This is a genomic window from Celeribacter marinus (assembly GCF_001308265.1).
GTDB classification, from domain to species: domain Bacteria; phylum Pseudomonadota; class Alphaproteobacteria; order Rhodobacterales; family Rhodobacteraceae; genus Celeribacter; species Celeribacter marinus.
In genome coordinates this window covers 2,045,267-2,062,341 of the sequence record NZ_CP012023.1, presented here as the reverse complement: position 1 = coordinate 2,062,341, position 17,075 = coordinate 2,045,267, and the positions used below count along the sequence as shown (strand labels likewise).

Here is a 17,075-nt window from a genome sequence, read left to right as displayed (position 1 = left end):
ATGACACTGGGACTTGAGCACAAGTTTTGCCGTTTGGGCGCCGCGCAGGTCGTCGAGACGGGCGTAGAAATCGAAGGCTATGCCTCGCTCTTTGGCACGCAAGATAGCGGTGGCGATATCGTCGCCAAGGGCGCTTATAGCGCGTCTCTTGTGGCGCTCAAAGCCAAGGGGGCGCGCGTCAAGATGCTATGGCAGCACGATCCGGCCCAACCCATCGGCGTGTGGGACGTGGTGCGAGAGGATGCGCACGGCCTGTTCGTCAAGGGGCGTATTTTGACCGATATCGAAAAGGGCCGTGAGGCGGCAGCGCTCATTGAGGCGGGGGCGATTGACGGATTGTCGATTGGCTACCGGACGGTGCGTGCCCGAAAAACGGATGGCGGCGCGCGCGTCCTGTCCGAGCTGGAGCTTTGGGAGGTGTCGCTTGTGACCTTTCCGATGCTTCCGCAAGCGCGCATCGCAGCGCAGACCAAGGGCCACACGCCCGGGGACGGTGATGCGATGTTGCGCGATATCGCGGAGGCTCTGTCGAGCGCCCGCATGGAGTTGACCGAGGCCAATACATCGCCCGCAGGTCAGTCCTTTCACCGCGAACCGACACACAAAGGATTGTTTGGATGAGCACACCCCAACCACAGGCGCGGGGCGCAATTGACGTGAGCCCAGCCGCGTCAAACCCCGCCACACACGTGAAATCCGCTTTGGCCGGTTTCATGCGTGATCTCAAGGACTTTCAGTCCGCAATTGATACGAAACTCAATCAACAGGAAGAGCGCTTGACCATGCTTGATCAAAAAACACAGACCACTGGCCGTCCGGCCCTATCGGCCTCTTATGAGGTGGACCTCTCGCATAAATCCGCAATGGAGACTTATGTGCGCAACGGCGATGATGATGCGCTACGCGGTCTCACGCTAGAGGGAAAATCCATGTCAACGGCCGTGAATGGCGATGGCGGATTTCTTGTTGATCCACAGACGTCTGCGACGATCCAGACGGTGCTCAAATCCACAGCTTCGATCCGTTCCATCGCCAATGTGGTGAATGTCGAATCCACGTCCTATGACGTGCTCATCGACACCTCGGACATTGGCTCTGGTTGGGTCTCTGAAACGGGTGCAGTGGGCGAGACATCGACGCCGACAATCGACCGTATTTCCATTCCGCTCTATGAGCTGTCGGCCCTGCCGAAAGCCTCGCAGCGTCTTTTGGATGATGCGGCGTTTGATATCGAAAGCTGGCTTGCGGCGCGGATTGCCGACAAGTTTGCAGGCTCCGAGGCATCGGCGTTTATCAACGGGGACGGAGTGGACAAGCCTACGGGTATTTTGGCCCATGCGCAGGTTGACAATGATGCGTGGGTTTGGGGCGCGCTGGGCTATGTGGCCACAGGCACCAACGGCGGGTTTGACACGTTCAACCCTGCGGATGCGATTGTCGAATTGGTCTATGCGCTTGGGGCGCAGTATCGGTCCAACGGCGCGTTTGTGATGAACTCCAAAACCGCAGGCCAAGTGCGCAAACTCAAGGACGCCGATGGTCGGTTCTTGTGGTCGGACGGTCTTGCGGCGGGGGAACCTGCTCGTTTAATGGGCTATCCGGTTCTTGTGGCCGAAGACATGCCTGACATTGCGTCTGATGCAGCCGCGATTGCCTTTGGTGATTTCAAGGCGGGCTATACCGTGGCCGAGCGTCCCGATGTGCGCATTTTACGTGATCCGTTCTCCGCCAAGCCGCATGTGTTGTTTTATGCAACCAAGCGTGTGGGCGGTGATGTGTCCGACTTTGCAGCGATCAAGTTGCTGAAGTTCTCGGTCTCCTAATCCTCAAACGACCCTGTCTCTGCCTGTCTTTATGACGACTGGCGGGGGCAACGGGATGCGCGGCGCAACGCCCAATGTGTTGTCTAGCTGCTCCCCCTCCGTCCGAGCGACACGGGCGGCCGCGCATCTTTCACACCAGTAGGTCCGAGGGGGACCGAGTTTCGGAGAGTTGCGATGATGTTGATGGAGCAGACACAAGTTCCCGTGGGTGTACTCCCGTTAGAGCTGTTCAAAGACCACCTGCGCCTTGGCACAGGGTTTGGTGTGGATAGCGTTCAAGACGGGATGCTTGAAACCTATCTGCGGGCGGCCATAGCCGCGATTGAGGCGCGCATATCCAAGGCGCTGATTGCACGTGATTATAGCTATACGGTGAGCGCGTGGCGCGATTTGGCGGCGCAATCATTGCCCGTCTCCCCCGTGAGCGCGATTACCGCGTTTGTGATTGTGGACCGTGCCGGCGGCGAGGTGATGATCGATCCGAGCAAATACATGCTTGAGCCTGACATGCATCGTCCGCGCCTTGTGAGCCTTGGGTTTATGCTGCCGCAGGTGCCCGTGGGGGGTGCTGCGCGGATCGAGTTTACGGCGGGCTTTGGTCCGACGTGGTCGGATGTTCCCGGTGATCTTGCCCAAGCGGTATTTTTGCTTGCGGCGCATTACTATGAGCACCGCTTTGAAGGGGCCGCAAGTGAACGCGACATGCCGTTTGGCGTGGCTCCGCTGTTGGACCGCTATCGCAACATCCGGATTTTTGGAGGGCGTGGCTAATGCAGAGCGTTTATCTAAATCGCCGTTTGACGTTGCAACAGGTCCAGCGTGTTGCGGATGGGGCGGGCGGATATCACGACACTTGGGGGGCGCTCGGGGTGGTGTGGGCCGCGATTGACGCGCGCTCTCAGGGTGTACCCGCATTGGTGCGCATCACGGTGCGCGGCGCACCTGTGGGCCATGCCCACCGTCCAAAGCTCGATCAACGGTTTGTCGATGGGACGCGCAGCTATGTGATTGTCTCCGTCACCGAGAGCGATCCCCATGGTCACTACCTGACGTGTCAGGCCCGCGAAGAGGTGTCGCTATGAGCTATGGGGTTGGAGCGGCGCTACAATCCGCGATCTTTCAAGCCATCGCCAATGACGCGGCGGTTGTGGGATTTGTGGGGGCCAATGTGTTTGATGCACCGCCGTCGGGCACAGTGCCGCCGCTATATGTCACGCTTGGGCCAGAGACGGTTGTGGATGCCTCTGACCAGACGGGACAGGGCGCGCGCCATGCGGTTGTGGTGAGTGTGCTGTCGGATATGGCGGGATTTTTGCGGGCCAAGCAGGTCGCGGCCGCCGTGTCGGATGTGCTTGTGGATGCCGATTTGAGCCTCACACGCGGCCACCTTGTTGGACTGTCTTTCGTGTCGGCAAAGGCGCGGCGCGTCCCGAATAGTGATGTGCGCAGGATCGATATGACATTTCGCGCACGCGTCGAAGATAACTGATTTCAAACGATAAAACGGAGCATTCCTATGGTTGCGCAAAACGGAAAAGATCTTCTGATCAAGTTGGATATGGACGGTGCAGGTCTATTTGAAACCATCGCGGGGCTACGCGCCCAGCGGATCTCGTTCAACGCGGAAAGCGTTGATGTCACCTCGCTTGAAAGTGGCGGTGGATGGCGTGAGTTGTTGGGGGGCGCGGGGGTCAAAAGTGCCGCCATCTCGGGCTCGGGCGTGTTCAAAGACACCAACACCGATGAGCGTGCGCGCCAGATTTTCTTTGAGGGGTTGGTGCCCAATTTCCAAGTCATCATTCCCGATTTCGGCGTGGTCGAAGGCCCGTTTCAGATCACCGCCATCGAATATGCCGGCAGTCACAACGGCGAGGCCACATATGAGTTGTCGATGGCATCAGCGGGTCAGATGACCTTTGTGGCGGATTAAGCCATGGCAAACCCGTTTCAAGGCGAAGTGGCGCTTACCCTAAACGACGAGCGGCGTGTGCTTAAGCTGACACTTGGCGCGTTGGCCGAGTTGGAGGCGGGGTTGCAGACCGACACGCTTGTGGCACTCGTCGAGCGCTACGAGGCGGGCCAGTTTTCGTCGGCGGATGTGGTGCGGGTTGTTGTTGCGGGATTGCGCGGCGGCGGTTGGCAGGGCGGCTATGACGACATTCTGACCGCCGACATCACGGGTGGGCCGCTTGAGGCGGCGCGGGTTGGTGCGGCGCTTTTGGCGCGCGCGTTTACCGTGCCGAGCTGAGGGGCGCACGATGAGCAAAATGTCGGATCAGCCTTTGGATCAGGACGGTGTGGATTGGCCTGCGCTCATGCGGGCCGGGATACGGGGCTTGGGGCTACGCCCTGCCGAGTTCTGGGCGCTAACGCCCGCCGAGCTGTTGATGATGCTGGGTACAGATCGTGGTGCGACCGCGATGGGGCGCGTGCGATTGGACGAACTGGCGCGGGCATATCCCGATACGCCGCAATATTCCCCGAAGACGGAAGGGCAAAATAATGGATGATTTCAACACGCTGGACCGGTTCGAGGATCGTGTGGCGGACATGGAAAGTGTGATCGGCGGGGCCGAAGGAATAGCCGCTGCGTTCAACCGTGAAATGGTGCAATTGCAAGCCACCGTGGCGCAAACGCAGCGCGAGATCGGCGCGCTTGAGCGAGGCATTTCGCATGGGCTCAAACGCGCGATCGACGGGCTTGTGTTCGATGGTGATACCTTATCGGATGCGCTTAAGGGTGTGGGGCGGTCTATGCTTGATGCGGCCTATAACGCCGCTGTACGCCCTGTGGCTACGCATGCGGGGTCGGTGCTTGGAAGCGGGCTAGAGGCGGTGATCCAAGGTCTGATGCCCTTCGCAAACGGTGCATCCTTTGCCCAAGGTCGCGTGCAGCCCTTCGCTACGGGCGGGATCGTGTCTCAGGCAACGTATTTTCCCATGCGTGGCGGGGCGGGCGTGATGGGCGAGGCTGGACCAGAGGCCATCATGCCGCTTGCGCGTGGGGCCAATGGCAAGCTTGGGGTGCAGGCCTCGGGCGGTGGCCGCTCCGTTAACGTCACCATGAACATCACCACTCCTGACGTGCAGGGGTTCCAGCGCTCACAAAGCCAGATCGCCGCGCAGTTGAGCCGTGCCGTGGGGCGTGGCCAGCGTAACCGTTAAGCGACAGTAGATTTTTCAAAGGATTAGACATGGCGTTTCATGATGTGAGATTTCCCGCGAACTTGAGTTTTGGATCTGTGGGCGGGCCTGAGCGGCGCACGGATGTTGTCACACTGGCAAACGGGTTCGAAGAGCGCAACACGCCGTGGGCCCATTCGCGCCGCCGGTATGACGCAGGACTGGGCATGCGGTCGCTTGATGACATCGAGCGTCTGATTGCCTTCTTTGAGGCGCGCCAAGGTCAGATGTTCGGCTTTCGTTGGAAAGACTGGTCCGATTTCAAATCCTGTCTGGCCTCGAGCTCGGTGGCCTATGATGACCAAGAGATTGCCAAGGGCGATGGTGTCACGATGAGCTATCCGTTGTGTAAGCTCTATGCTTCGGGCCGCGCGCAGTACCGGCGACCCATCGTCAAACCTGTGTTTGGTACGGTGCGTGTGGGTGTGGGTGGCGTTGAGTTGCAAGAGGGCATTCATTGGAGTGTGGATATTGACGCGGGATTGATCACGTTCGTATCGCCGCCAGAGGAACATGTGGAGATCACGGCGGGGTTTGAGTTTGACGTGCCGGTGCGGTTCGACACCGACCGCATTGCCACCTCTGTGGCCTCGTTTCAGGCGGGCGAAGTACCCGATGTGCCGATTGTGGAGGTGCGTGTGTGATGGCTGTTCCCTCCGATCATTTTCCGGCCGCGCTCAAGGCGCATTTGGCGCGTGGTATTACGACCGTGTGTCGCGCATGGGCGTTGACGCGGCGCGATGGTGTGGTGCTCGGGTTTACCGATCACGATCTGGACCTGCGGTTTGACGGCATCGTGTTCAAGGCCGATACGGGCCTCACTGCGCAAGCGTTGGAGCAGACCACGGGTTTGTCTGTGGACAACACCGAAAGCCTTGGCGCGTTGTCGTCGGTGGCGGTGGACGAGCGCGATATCGAGGCGGGGCGCTTTGACAGTGCAACGGTCAAAGCGTGGTTGGTCAATTGGGCCGATGTGTCCGAGCGGGTGTTGCAGTTCAACGGAACGTTCGGAGAAATCACCCGTGTCGGTGGTGGCTTTCGCGCCGAATTGCGCGGATTGACGGAAGGTCTCAACCAACCACAGGGCCGCGTGTATCACTCTGCGTGTTCCGCTGTTTTAGGCGGGGCGAGCTGTGGGTTTGATCTGGACGCTTTGGGCTATAGCGCCGAGGTGAGTGTTGAGGCGGTGGACGGCGCGCGGGTGTTTCGTATGACGGGTTTGGCGGAGTTTGATGACCGATGGTTTGAGCGCGGCCGTCTTGTGGTGCGCTCTGGCGCGGCGGCGGGTCTGGTTGGCATCGTAAAGAATGATCGCTTAACGGCCACGGGGCGTGTGATTGACCTGTGGGACCCATTGCGGGGTGCCGTTGCTGTCGGCGATACGATCCGCCTAGAGGCGGGATGCGACAAGCGCGCGGAGACATGCCGCCTTAAATTCAATAACTTCAATAACTTTCGCGGCTTTCCTCATATTCCAGGCGATGACTGGCTGGCTGCCTACCCATCCTCCTCGGATGATAATGACGGTGGCTCGCGCCAAGGGGGTGCGTGATGACGCGTTTTGAGATTGTGCGGATCGCGCGCACGTGGATCGGCACGCCGTATCATCACCAAGAGTCCGTTAAGGGCGCGGGTGCGGATTGTTTGGGTGTGTTGCGCGGGGTGTGGCGGGAGGCCTTTGGGGCCGAGCCTGCCGCAGTGCCCGCCTATACGCGCGACTGGAGCGAACCACAGCGCGCGGAGCGGCTTTGGTCTGCGCTTTCGACCTATATGCGGGCCAAGCCTGTGGCCGATATGGCGGCGAGTGATGTGATGTTGTTTCGGATGCGGGCGGGGGGCGTGGCCAAGCATATTGGCCTTGTCACCCGCACGGGTGACGCCGCCGCGTTTGTGCATGCCTATAGCGGCCACGGCGTGGTCGAGGGGGCGCTGACGTCCCCATGGGCGCGGCGCATCGTGGCGTGTTTTGCCTTTCCCGACACTTTATTTGAAAACGGAGACCAGTGATGGCGACGATCGTTCTTTCAGCAGTTGGTGGCGCAATCGGTGCCTCTGTGGGCGGTGGCGTGCTTGGCCTGTCCTCGGTCGTCATCGGGCGCGCTATTGGTGCCAGCATCGGTGCGCGCATGGATCAGCGACTTATGGGCGCGGGCAGTGCCGTGGTGGAGAGCGGCAAAGTGGATCGTTTCCGCTTTACCGGTGCGTCTGAGGGCGCGCCGATTGCACAGCTTTACGGGCGTATGCGCATCGGTGGTCAGGTGATTTGGGCCACGCGGTTTTCCGAAGCCGTGTCCACATCATCCACGTCTGGCGGCAAGGGGGCGCCGTCCACAACGACAACGTCGTATGCATATAGCACGTCGTTGGCGATTGCGCTGTGCGAGGGAGCCATTGCACGGGTGGGGCGTATCTGGGCCGATGGGCAGGAAATCAGCCCCAATGATCTGAACATGCGTGTTTATACAGGGGCGCAGGATCAACTGCCCGATCCCAAAATGGAAGCGGTTGAGGGGGCGGGCAATGTGCCGGCCTATCGCGGGATTGCCTATGTGGTGATCGAGGATCTGGCGCTTGCTCCCTACGGCAATCGTGTTCCCCAGTTCACATTCGAAGTGGTGCGCCCTGAACAAGTCGCCACGGGCACCACAGCGGGGATGGGTGTCGAGCCAGACCTGAATGCCATTGTGAAAGGTGTCTCGATCATTCCGGGGACGGGCGAATATGCGCTGGCCACAACGCCCGTGTATTTCGAGGACGGTTTGGGCAATGTCGAAAGCACGAACGTGCATTCGGCCTCGGGTCTGACCAACTATGCCACCGCACTGGATGATCTGGTGGGCGAGTTGCCCAATGCCAAAGCCGCCTCTCTCGTGGTGTCGTGGTTTGGCGATGACCTGCGGTGCGGGTCGTGCAGTTTGCGGCCCAAAGTCGAGCAAAACAGTCTTGATGGGACACAAATGCCGTGGACGGTTTCGGGTCTGACCCGCGACACCGCGCAGGTGTTGCCGCGCTTGCCCGATGACCGTGTGGTGTATGGGGGCACGCCTACCGATCAGTCGGTGATCGAGGCGATTGTGGCGCTCAAAGACGCGGATCGTGAAGTGATGTTCTACCCGTTTATCTTGATGGATCAAATGCAGGGTAACACGCTGATTGATCCGTGGACGGGCGTTGCGGGACAGCCGCATTTGCCGTGGCGTGGGCGGATAACGGCCGCGCTCGCGCCCGGTGTGGCGGGTGGTCCAAACGCGACCGCCGCCGCAGATGCGCAAGTGGCCGCGTTTTTTGGCACCGCGCAGGTGGACGATTTCACCCAAGACGGCGACCGCGTGGGCTACTCGGGGCCAAACGAGTATTCCTATCGTCGTATGATCCTTCATTACGCGCATCTGTGTGCGCTTGCGGGTGGGGTGCATAGTTTTTGCATCGGGTCCGAAATGCGGTCTTTGACGACGATCCAAGGGATGGGCGGTTTTCCGGCTGTGGATGCGCTGATCGCTTTGGCTGCGGACTGTCGCGCCATTTTGGGGCCGGAGTGCAAGATCGGCTATGCGGCCGATTGGTCGGAGTATTTCGGCTATCAGTATCAGGGCAATCTGTTTTATCACCTCGATCCGCTGTGGGCCGATGCCAACATCGACTTTGTCGGGATCGACAACTACATGCCGATTTCGGACTGGCGCGAGGGCGATGATCATGCGGACGCCGCATATGGGTCGATCTATAACCTCGACTACCTCAAGGCGGGGATTGAGGGCGCAGAAGGGTATGATTGGTATTATGCCCACCCAAACCACGCCGAGGCGCAAATTCGCACACCGATCTATGACGGGCTACACGGCGAGGATTGGATCTGGCGGTATAAGGATATTCGCAGCTGGTGGCAGAACGATCACCACAACCGCGTGGACGGCGTGCGCATTGAAACGCCCTCCGCGTGGGAGCCACGGATGAAACCGATTTGGTTCACCGAAATCGGCTGTGCTGCCGTCGATAAAGGCACCAACGAGCCAAACAAGTTCCTCGACCCCAAGTCCTCGGAAAGCGATCTGCCCGCCTATTCTAACGGGCGGCGGGATGATTTCATCCAGCTGCAATACCTGCGCGCGCAAACGCAATACTGGAATGATGCCGACAACAACCCCGTGTCGGACGTGTACGGCGGGCCGATGATCGATATGGATCGTGCGTATGTGTGGGCATGGGATGCGCGGCCGTTTCCCGCCTTTCCCAATGCCACATCCGTGTGGTCGGACGGGATCAACTATACCAAGGGCCATTGGCTCAACGGGCGCGCAGGGTCGCGGTCTTTGGCGGATGTTGTCGCCGAAATATGCGAGCGCTCGGGCGTTCACGACTATGATGTCAGCGCGCTTTGGGGCGTGTTGCGCGGCTATAGCGTGCCCAATGTGACCGATGCGCGTGCTGCGTTGCAACCGCTGATGCTGGCCTACGGGTTTGACGCGATCGAGCGCGAGGGCAAACTGATCTTTCGCACGCAAAACGGCAAGCCATCTGTGACGGTGGACGAGCCAAATCTGGCGCGCATTGATAGCCTCGACGGTATTATTGAGCGCACCCGCGCCCCTGAGGCAGAGGTGGCGGGGCGTGTGGGCCTGACGTTCGTGGAGGCGGATGGCTCCTTTGCGGCGCGCACACAAGAGGCGATCTATCCCGACGAAGAGGCTCGCACTGTGTCGCTCTCGGAGCTGCCATTGGCGCTCACCCGTTCGGAGGGCAAACAGGTGGTGGAACGGTGGCTTGCGCAATCGCGGGTGGCGCGTGACACGGCGCGCTTTGTCCTGCCGCCGTCGATGGGCGCATATGGCGCGGGCGATGTGGTCCAGATCGAGGAAGATGCAGGGCCGGCGCTCTACCGCATTGACCACTCCACGCTCGACACCGCGCGTCAGGTCGAAGCGGTGCGCATCGAGCCGGCCAATCTTGAACCATCGGACGCCGCCGAAGAGATCGTTGAGGCGCGCGCCTTTGCGGCCCCTGTGCCGGTGTTTGCGCTGTTCCTTGATCTTCCACTTTTGAGCGAGAGCCAAGTGCCGCACGCGCCATTTGTCGGAGCGGTGGCCAATCCATGGCCCGGATCAGCAGCGGTCTATGCCTCAGCGTCCGACGAGGGCTATACGCTCAACACGCTTTTGCCCACATGGGCCACGTTTGGCGTGACGCAAACCGCGTTGGAGCCTGCTGTGTCCGGCCTTTGGGATCGCGGTGCGCCGTTGGGGGTCAAACTCACCCGTGGCGCTCTCACCTCTGTCACCGAGGACGCCGTTCTAAACGGGGCAAATGCGGTGGCAATCGGCGATGGGACGTCAGGGCAGTGGGAAGTGTTCCAGTTCGCGCATGCCGAACTGGTTGGCGCGCAGACCTATGACATTTCGCTGCGCTTGCGCGGTCAGGCGGGGACAGATGCGCTTGAAAACGGCGCTTTGCCGACATGGCCCATTGGGGCGCGCGTGATCCTGCTCAACGAAGCCTTGTCGCAGATTGATCTTGCCTCATCGGCGCGTGGTTTGGCGCGTCACTACCGCATCGGCCCCGCACAGCGCGGGGTTGCCGATCCCAGTTACAAACACCGCACCGAGGCGTTCGACGGCATCGGGTTGCGCCCCTATGCGCCGTGCCATTTGCACGCCGCGCGTGATGCGGCCACGGGGGATTTGAATGTGACCTGGGTGCGCCGCACGCGCCTTGACGGTGACAGCTGGGTCTCGGTCGAGGTGCCATTGGGCGAGGCGTCCGAGATCTACACCACCCGTGTCATCAAAGACGGCGCCGTGATGCGCGACGACATCACGGTGTCGCCCGCGTGGACCTATGCGGCGGCGCACCAGACATCGGATGGCGTGACTGCGCCATTCACCATCGAAGTGGCTCAAGTGTCCGAAAGCTTCGGCGCGGGCCTATTCACAAGGATCTTGATCAATGACTGATACACCCCGTCTGAACCTGCCGCTTTTGGCCCCCTCGCAGGCGCAAAAACATGTCACCGTGAACGAGGCATTGACCCGCCTTGATGCGCTTGTCCAACTCGCTCTTGGCTCCACCACGATCACAACGCCGCCACTGGCCGCATCCGAGGGGGATGCCTACGGCGTGCCCGCGGGCGCGGTCAACGCGTGGGCAGCTCACGAGGGCCAGATCGCCGTCTACGTCAATGCAGGTTGGGCGTTTGTCCCCGCCACCCAAGGCATGCGCGCCTATGTCGTCGATCAGGGGGCTCACGCCTGTTTTGATGGCACCCAGTGGATTGAGGGGCTGCAATCGCTCTCGCCAAATGGCGCGGGCATGATCCAACGCACCATCGAGATCGACCATGTGATCGGGGCAGGGGCGACATCACACGTGCCATTCGCGTTGCCGTCTCAATCGGTGGTGTTCGGCGTCACGGGCCGCGTCACAACGGCCATTGCAGGCACGGCGACCGGGTTTTCGCTCGGGGTTGCAGGCTCCGTTGATCGCTACGGATCGGCCTTGTCTATGCCACAAGGATCATGGCTGCGGGGTCTGACAGGTGCGCCCGTGACGTATTATAGCGCCGAGGATTTGATCCTGACGGGCGAGGGCGGCGATTTTGCAAGCGGTGAAATTCGCATTGCGGTGCATTGTCTGCAATTTGCTATTCCGATCTGATGTCAGAAAAAATATAGCTTGATCAGAGGCGTAGCGACATCCGTGTGGCTGCGCCCTTACGTTGCGTTTTGGTCATCACGATGGTGAATTGTCATCATCACACACTTGCGCTTTGGCAGTTCAGCCTATCTATAGTAGGATCACGCTGAAGAGGATGTCACTATGGCCAAAACCAAAGCCCAGATTTCAAAGATCGATCCCGTTTGGACGCGGATCGTGTCCGAGGCCCAAGCGGCGGTGGGCGACGAGCCGCTTTTGGGCGGAATGGTGCATGCGTGTATCTTGCATCACGAGGGATTTGAGGACGCTTTGGCCTATCGTTTGGCGCAAAAGCTGGCCTCTCCAGAGATGTCGGAACAGCTGATCCGTGAGATTGCCGATGAGGCCTACGCCGATGATGACAGTTTGGCAGATGCGGCGCGCGCCGATCTCGCCGCCGTATATGACCGTGATCCAGCCTGCCACGCCTATATCCAACCTTTGTTGTATTTCAAAGGTTTCCAAGCGGTTCAGGCGCATCGCGTGTCGCATTGGTTGTGGAAACGGGGGCGCAGGGATTTGGCCTATTTCATCCAGATGCGCGTCTCCGAATTGTTCTCGATTGATATTCATCCCAATTGCCGCATCGGTAAGGGCATCTTTCTTGACCATGCCCATAGCCTTGTGTTCGGTGAGACGGCCGTGATCGGTGATAACGTGTCGATTTTGCACGATGTGACGCTTGGTGGCACCGGTAAGGAAGAGGAAGATCGCCACCCCAAGATTGGTGATGGTGTTTTGATCGGAGCAGGGGCCAAGGTGCTCGGCAATATCCAGATCGGGCACTGTTCGCGCATTGCTGCCGGATCGGTGGTTTTGAACGAAGTGCCACCCTGCACCACGGTCGCGGGCGTCCCCGCAAAGGTCGTGGGCGAGGCAGGATGTTCGCAGCCATCGGTGTCGATGAACCAATTGATCGGGACACGGTCGACCGATAGCTAGTCGGGAGATTATCGAATTTAGACAGTAAAAAGCCCCCACAGAGTGATCTGTGGGGGCTTTTTGTTCGATTTGTGCAAGTTTTGATGCGGCCTTAGGCCAACATCGCCACAGGATTTTCGAGGTTCTCAACGATGGAGTTGATCAGTTTTGCCCCAACTGCGCCGTCGATCACGCGGTGATCTACGGACATGGTCATGGACATAACTGTCGCCACTTTCAACTCACCGTCCGCGCCCACAACGGGTTTGGGTTTGCCCGCACCGACCGCGAGAATGCCCGCGTGGGGTGGGTTCACAATGGCGTCGAAATTGTCGATGCCGAACATGCCGAGGTTGGAGATCGCGAAGGAGCCACCTTGGTATTCATGCGGGGCCAATTTGCGGTCCCGTGCACGTCCTGCGAGGTCTTTCATCTCTTTGGACAGCGCGGAGAGCGATTTCATATCGGCGTCTTTGAGCACGGGGGTAAACAACCCGCCCTCGATTGCCACGGCCACCGCCACATCGGACGGTTTGAGTTGCAACACGCGGTCGCCGGCCCAAACAGCATTGGCCTCAGGAACCTCTTGCAGCGCATTTGCGACAGCTTTGATGATGAAGTCGTTGACCGAGAGTTTCACGCCCTTGCCCTCAAGCTGCTTGTTGAGCTGTGAGCGGAATTTAAGGAGCGCATCCAACTGAACATCGCGGCGCAGATAGAAATGCGGGATGGTCTGTTTGGCCTCGGTGAGACGTGCGGCAATGGTTTTGCGCATCCCGTCGAGTTTGACCTCATCGTAATCGCGGTCCGCGTACATTTTCGCCACAACATCGGCAGACATGCCCGTGGGCGCGGCTGTCGTCGGTGCAGGTGCCGCAGCAGCGGCTTGTGGCGCGGCCGCTTTGGGTGCGGCTTGTGCGCCCTCAACGTCTGCTTTCACAATGCGACCCTTTGGGCCTGTGCCTGTGATCGTTGTCAGATCGACACCGTTTTGCGCAGCGATGCGGCGTGCCAAAGGTGAGGCAAACACACGTGCGCCGCCCGAAGCAGGTGCGGCGGGGGTAGAGGCCGCTGCGGCAGGAGCAGAGGCCACGGCAGCAGGCGCATCGACCGCCGCCGGAGCGGCGGGCGCAGGGGCGGATGCCCCTACAGTGTCCGCCGCAGAGGCATCTTCGCCGTCTTCCAAGATCACCGCAATCGGCGCGTTTACTTTCACGCCCTCGGTGCCCTCAGCGACAAGGATTTTGCCAATCACGCCTTCGTCCACGGCTTCGAATTCCATCGTTGCCTTGTCCGTTTCGATCTCCGCAATCACATCGCCGGATTTAACGGTATCGCCCTCTTTGACGAGCCATTTCGACAGGGTGCCTTCCTCCATTGTCGGAGAAAGCGCGGGCATAAGTAGTTCAATAGCCATTGTTTTTCTCCTTAACGGTAGGTGACTTCTTTCACGGCGGCGACCACTTCGTCTGTGGTCAAGAGCGCGTGTTTTTCGAGGTTGGCGGCATAGGGCATTGGCACGTCCTTGCCTGTGCAGCAGATCACAGGGGCGTCGAGGTAATCGAACGCGCGCTGCATGATTGTCGCGGACAAGTGGTTGCCGATTGCGCCCACTGGCCAACCCTCTTCGACGGTGACACAGCGGTTGGTTTTCTGAACCGAGGCCAACACAGTGTCGTAGTCGATGGGGCGCAGGGTGCGCAGGTCGATAACTTCGGCTGAAATACCCTCTTCGGCCAGCTTGTCAGCGGCTTCGAGTGCGTAGGTCATGCCGATGCCAAAGGACACGATGGTCACATCAGTGCCCTCGCGCCAGATACGGGCCTTGCCGAATGGCACGGTGTAATCCTCAACGTCAGGCACATCGAATTGCTTGCCATAGAGGATTTCGTTTTCGAGGAAGATCACGGGGTTGTCGTCGCGGATCGCGGTTTTCATCAGACCTTTATAGTCGGAGGCCGAGTAGGGCATCACAACTTTGAGGCCAGGAACCTGTGCGTACCATGCGGCGTAACACTGCGAGTGCTGTGCACCGACGCGCGCCGCGGCACCGTTGGCCCCACGAAACACCATTGGCGCACCCATTTGACCGCCAGACATATAAAGCGTCTTGGCCGCCGAGTTGATCAGGTGGTCAATCGCCTGCATCGCGAAGTTAAAGGTCATGAACTCCACGATCGGACGCAACCCACCAAAGGCAGCGCCCGTGGCAATGCCCGCAAACCCGTGCTCGGTGATTGGCGTGTCGATGACGCGCTTAGACCCGAACTCGTCAAGCATCCCTTGCGAGATCTTGTACGCACCTTGGTATTCAGCGACTTCCTCGCCCATCAAGAACACGTTTTCGTCGCGGCGCATTTCCTCAGACATTGCATCACGTAGCGCTTCGCGCACGGTCTGCTTTTTCATCGGGGTGCCTTCGGGCCAATCAGGTGTGACCTCTTTGACAGCAACGGGTGCCGCAGCGGTCGCGGGCACTGATACGGGTGCGGCGGCCACTGGTGCGGCCTCGGCGGGTGCGGCAGGGGCCGCGGTGGCGCCGAGATCGGAGGCGTCTTCGCCTTCCTCAACCAAAATCGCGATGACGGCGTTCACTTTGACGCCTTCAGTGCCTTCAGCGATCAGGATTTTGCCCATCACACCCTCATCCACGGCTTCGAATTCCATGGTTGCTTTGTCGGTTTCAATTTCCGCAATAATGTCACCGGATTTAACGGTGCCGCCCTCTTTGACGAGCCATTTCGCGAGCGTGCCTTCCTCCATAGTGGGGGAGAGGGCGGGCATAAGAAGTTCGGTAGCCATTGGTTTAAATCCTCCCTCGGATCACGCGTAAATGTCGGTCCAGAGTTCTTCCAAAGCGGGCTCGGGGCTCTCTTTGGCAAACTCTGCAGAGGCGTTCACCACCTCTTTGATCTCTTTATCGATCGCTTTGAGGTCATCCTCAGTGGCGTGGTTGCCAGTCAACAGCAGCCCGCGGATGTTCTCGATCGGATCGCGCTCTTCGCGTATTTTTTGCACCTCTTCGCGGGTGCGGTATTTTGCGGGGTCAGACATGGAGTGACCACGGTAACGATATGTTTTCACTTCGAGAATGTAGGGGCCAAGACCGGCGCGACAATGTGCGACAGCTTTCTCGGACGCTTCTTTCACGGCCAGAACGTCCATGCCGTCAACCTCTTCGCCTTTGATGCCGTAGGCGGCACCGCGTTCCCAAAGGGAAGGCGATTTGGTGGAGCGTTGCACTGAGGTGCCCATAGCGTATTGGTTGTTCTCGATGACGAAAATCACCGGAAGATCCCAAAGCTGGGCCATGTTGTAGGTCTCGTAAACCTGACCTTGGTTGGCTGCGCCATCGCCAAAGTAGGCAAAGGTCACGTTGTCGTTGCCTTTGTATTTGTCGGAGAACGCCAGACCCGCACCGAGTGGCACTTGTGCGCCGACAATGCCGTGGCCGCCGTAGAAATGCTTCTCTTTGGAGAACATGTGCATTGAGCCGCCCTTACCTTTGGAATAGCCGCCTTCGCGACCGGTAAGCTCTGCCATCACGCCCTTGGGGTCCATGCCGCACGCGAGCATGTGCCCGTGGTCGCGGTAAGATGTGATGCGCTTGTCGCCCTCTTTTGTTGCGGCCTCAAGGCCTACAACAACGGCCTCTTGGCCGATATAAAGGTGACAAAATCCACCGATGAGACCCATGCCATAGAGTTGGCCTGCCTTCTCTTCAAAACGGCGGATAAGGAGCATGTCCTTGTAATAGGCGAGCAGCTCGTCTTTTGAGACGTTTGCTTTGCTCGCCGCTTTTGCGGTGGTTTTCTTGGCTGCCATGCGGCCTCCTCCTCCAAAGTCGCGGCTGATCTGTCGGGAATTCGACAGAGTCTTGGTATATAGTTTAACGTTAAACAATATCATACAGGGGTTGCATTCAAAATGCACGGATAATTTACACCCATATGCGGGACGCAGCCATGCATAGGCGGAATGCCTGCGTTGAAATGCGCAAGTCAGCGTGTTTTGTGTGATTTATATGGAATTGTACCGCTGGGTTTAACCCGCAGATCCGCAGATTAACGGATCACAATTTCATCTGTACGCAAATAGCCCAAGACATCGCGCGCCTGTTCATCAAGTAGATCAAGATCGAGATAGCCATCGGACAGGCGCATGGATTTATTGCGCATGTCGGCCAGTTCCGCCTCAAGCAAGTCCGAGGTGCTTTGCAATGCGCCGCGTTCGGCCTCGATCTGGATACGACGAAACAACCCGTATTCGCCCTGAACGGACGCAAACGTGAAATACCCGCCAAGCGTCACGACGCTGGCGGTGTAAATCAGAACAGCGATGGAAGGACGGCGTTTTGCGACTGCCATATGCCCGGTTGCCTCGTTAGGTTGTATCTGCCTCACGGCCACCTCTTGAAAGGGTGATCCGTTGGACCTCTATGCCACAGGTGATTCGCCTTGT

The 17,075-nt window shown here is 59.2% G+C and carries 19 protein-coding genes; 15 read left to right on the top strand and 4 right to left on the bottom strand.

Annotated elements, in window-relative coordinates; translation table 11 throughout:
- From IMCC12053_RS10350 to cysE, 15 genes are all read left to right on the top strand, one after another.
- Positions 1 to 621: an HK97 family phage prohead protease gene (locus tag IMCC12053_RS10350; protein WP_236852416.1), complete on the top strand. Its 621-nt coding sequence runs from the start codon at positions 1 to 3 to the stop codon at positions 619 to 621.
- Complete coding sequence (locus IMCC12053_RS10345; protein ID WP_062218779.1) at positions 618 to 1,823, top strand: phage major capsid protein; 1,206 nt, start codon at positions 618 to 620, stop codon at positions 1,821 to 1,823. The genes IMCC12053_RS10350 and IMCC12053_RS10345 overlap by 4 nt, the downstream gene beginning before the upstream one ends.
- Positions 1,824 to 2,006: 183 nt before the next feature.
- A complete protein-coding gene (locus tag IMCC12053_RS10340) occupies positions 2,007 to 2,594 on the top strand; it encodes a head-tail connector protein (protein ID WP_417903489.1) in 588 nt (195 codons plus the stop codon).
- Positions 2,594 to 2,905 (top strand): head-tail adaptor protein, encoded by a 312-nt coding sequence (locus tag IMCC12053_RS10335; RefSeq protein ID WP_062218775.1) that lies wholly within the window; start codon positions 2,594 to 2,596, stop codon positions 2,903 to 2,905. The genes IMCC12053_RS10340 and IMCC12053_RS10335 overlap by 1 nt, the downstream gene beginning before the upstream one ends.
- A complete protein-coding gene (locus tag IMCC12053_RS10330; protein WP_062218773.1) occupies positions 2,902 to 3,312 on the top strand; it encodes a DUF3168 domain-containing protein in 411 nt (136 codons plus the stop codon). The genes IMCC12053_RS10335 and IMCC12053_RS10330 overlap by 4 nt, the downstream gene beginning before the upstream one ends.
- 27 nt (positions 3,313 to 3,339) lie before the next feature.
- Complete coding sequence (locus tag IMCC12053_RS10325) at positions 3,340 to 3,753, top strand: phage major tail protein, TP901-1 family (protein WP_062218771.1); 414 nt, start codon at positions 3,340 to 3,342, stop codon at positions 3,751 to 3,753.
- 3 nt (positions 3,754 to 3,756) lie between these two features.
- A complete protein-coding gene (locus IMCC12053_RS10320; RefSeq protein WP_062218770.1) occupies positions 3,757 to 4,071 on the top strand; it encodes a gene transfer agent family protein in 315 nt (104 codons plus the stop codon).
- Positions 4,072 to 4,081: 10 nt separating this feature from the next.
- Complete coding sequence (locus IMCC12053_RS10315) at positions 4,082 to 4,333, top strand: rcc01693 family protein (RefSeq protein WP_062218768.1); 252 nt, start codon at positions 4,082 to 4,084, stop codon at positions 4,331 to 4,333.
- On the top strand, positions 4,326 to 4,988 hold the full coding sequence (locus IMCC12053_RS10310) for a phage tail tape measure protein (RefSeq protein WP_062218766.1): 663 nt from the start codon (positions 4,326 to 4,328) through the stop codon (positions 4,986 to 4,988). The genes IMCC12053_RS10315 and IMCC12053_RS10310 overlap by 8 nt, the downstream gene beginning before the upstream one ends.
- Positions 4,989 to 5,017: 29 nt before the next feature.
- Positions 5,018 to 5,650 (top strand): DUF2460 domain-containing protein, encoded by a 633-nt coding sequence (locus IMCC12053_RS10305; RefSeq protein ID WP_062218764.1) that lies wholly within the window; start codon positions 5,018 to 5,020, stop codon positions 5,648 to 5,650.
- Positions 5,650 to 6,558 carry a DUF2163 domain-containing protein gene (locus tag IMCC12053_RS10300; RefSeq protein ID WP_062218762.1) on the top strand — a complete coding sequence of 303 codons (909 nt, stop codon included), beginning with the start codon at positions 5,650 to 5,652 and terminating at the stop codon, positions 6,556 to 6,558. The genes IMCC12053_RS10305 and IMCC12053_RS10300 overlap by 1 nt, the downstream gene beginning before the upstream one ends.
- Positions 6,558 to 7,013, top strand: a complete 456-nt coding sequence (locus IMCC12053_RS10295) for a C40 family peptidase (RefSeq protein WP_062218760.1) — start codon at positions 6,558 to 6,560, stop codon at positions 7,011 to 7,013. The genes IMCC12053_RS10300 and IMCC12053_RS10295 overlap by 1 nt, the downstream gene beginning before the upstream one ends.
- Positions 7,013 to 10,954, top strand: a complete 3,942-nt coding sequence (locus tag IMCC12053_RS10290) for a baseplate multidomain protein megatron (RefSeq protein ID WP_062218758.1) — start codon at positions 7,013 to 7,015, stop codon at positions 10,952 to 10,954. Before IMCC12053_RS10295 ends, IMCC12053_RS10290 begins: the two co-directional genes overlap by 1 nt.
- The gene (locus tag IMCC12053_RS10285) at positions 10,947 to 11,654 is read left to right on the top strand and encodes a DUF2793 domain-containing protein (protein ID WP_062218754.1); all 708 of its coding nucleotides are present in this window, start codon (positions 10,947 to 10,949) and stop codon (positions 11,652 to 11,654) included. Before IMCC12053_RS10290 ends, IMCC12053_RS10285 begins: the two co-directional genes overlap by 8 nt.
- Positions 11,655 to 11,816: 162 nt before the next feature.
- On the top strand, positions 11,817 to 12,635 hold the full coding sequence (gene cysE / locus IMCC12053_RS10280) for a serine O-acetyltransferase (protein WP_062218752.1): 819 nt from the start codon (positions 11,817 to 11,819) through the stop codon (positions 12,633 to 12,635).
- Between the two features lie 91 nt (positions 12,636 to 12,726).
- Here cysE and IMCC12053_RS10275 read toward each other — a convergent pair whose 3' ends face one another.
- The 4 genes from IMCC12053_RS10275 to IMCC12053_RS10260 form a co-directional block, all read right to left on the bottom strand.
- Complete coding sequence (locus IMCC12053_RS10275; RefSeq protein ID WP_062218750.1) at positions 12,727 to 14,031, bottom strand: pyruvate dehydrogenase complex dihydrolipoamide acetyltransferase; 1,305 nt, start codon at positions 14,029 to 14,031, stop codon at positions 12,727 to 12,729.
- An 11-nt stretch (positions 14,032 to 14,042) separates the two neighbouring features.
- Complete coding sequence (locus tag IMCC12053_RS10270; RefSeq protein WP_062218746.1) at positions 14,043 to 15,416, bottom strand: pyruvate dehydrogenase complex E1 component subunit beta; 1,374 nt, start codon at positions 15,414 to 15,416, stop codon at positions 14,043 to 14,045.
- A 21-nt stretch (positions 15,417 to 15,437) separates the two neighbouring features.
- Complete coding sequence (gene pdhA, locus IMCC12053_RS10265; protein ID WP_062218744.1) at positions 15,438 to 16,439, bottom strand: pyruvate dehydrogenase (acetyl-transferring) E1 component subunit alpha; 1,002 nt, start codon at positions 16,437 to 16,439, stop codon at positions 15,438 to 15,440.
- Between the two features lie 239 nt (positions 16,440 to 16,678).
- The gene (locus tag IMCC12053_RS10260; protein WP_062218742.1) at positions 16,679 to 16,981 is read right to left on the bottom strand and encodes an FtsB family cell division protein; all 303 of its coding nucleotides are present in this window, start codon (positions 16,979 to 16,981) and stop codon (positions 16,679 to 16,681) included.
- Between the last annotated feature and the right edge of the window lie 94 nt (positions 16,982 to 17,075).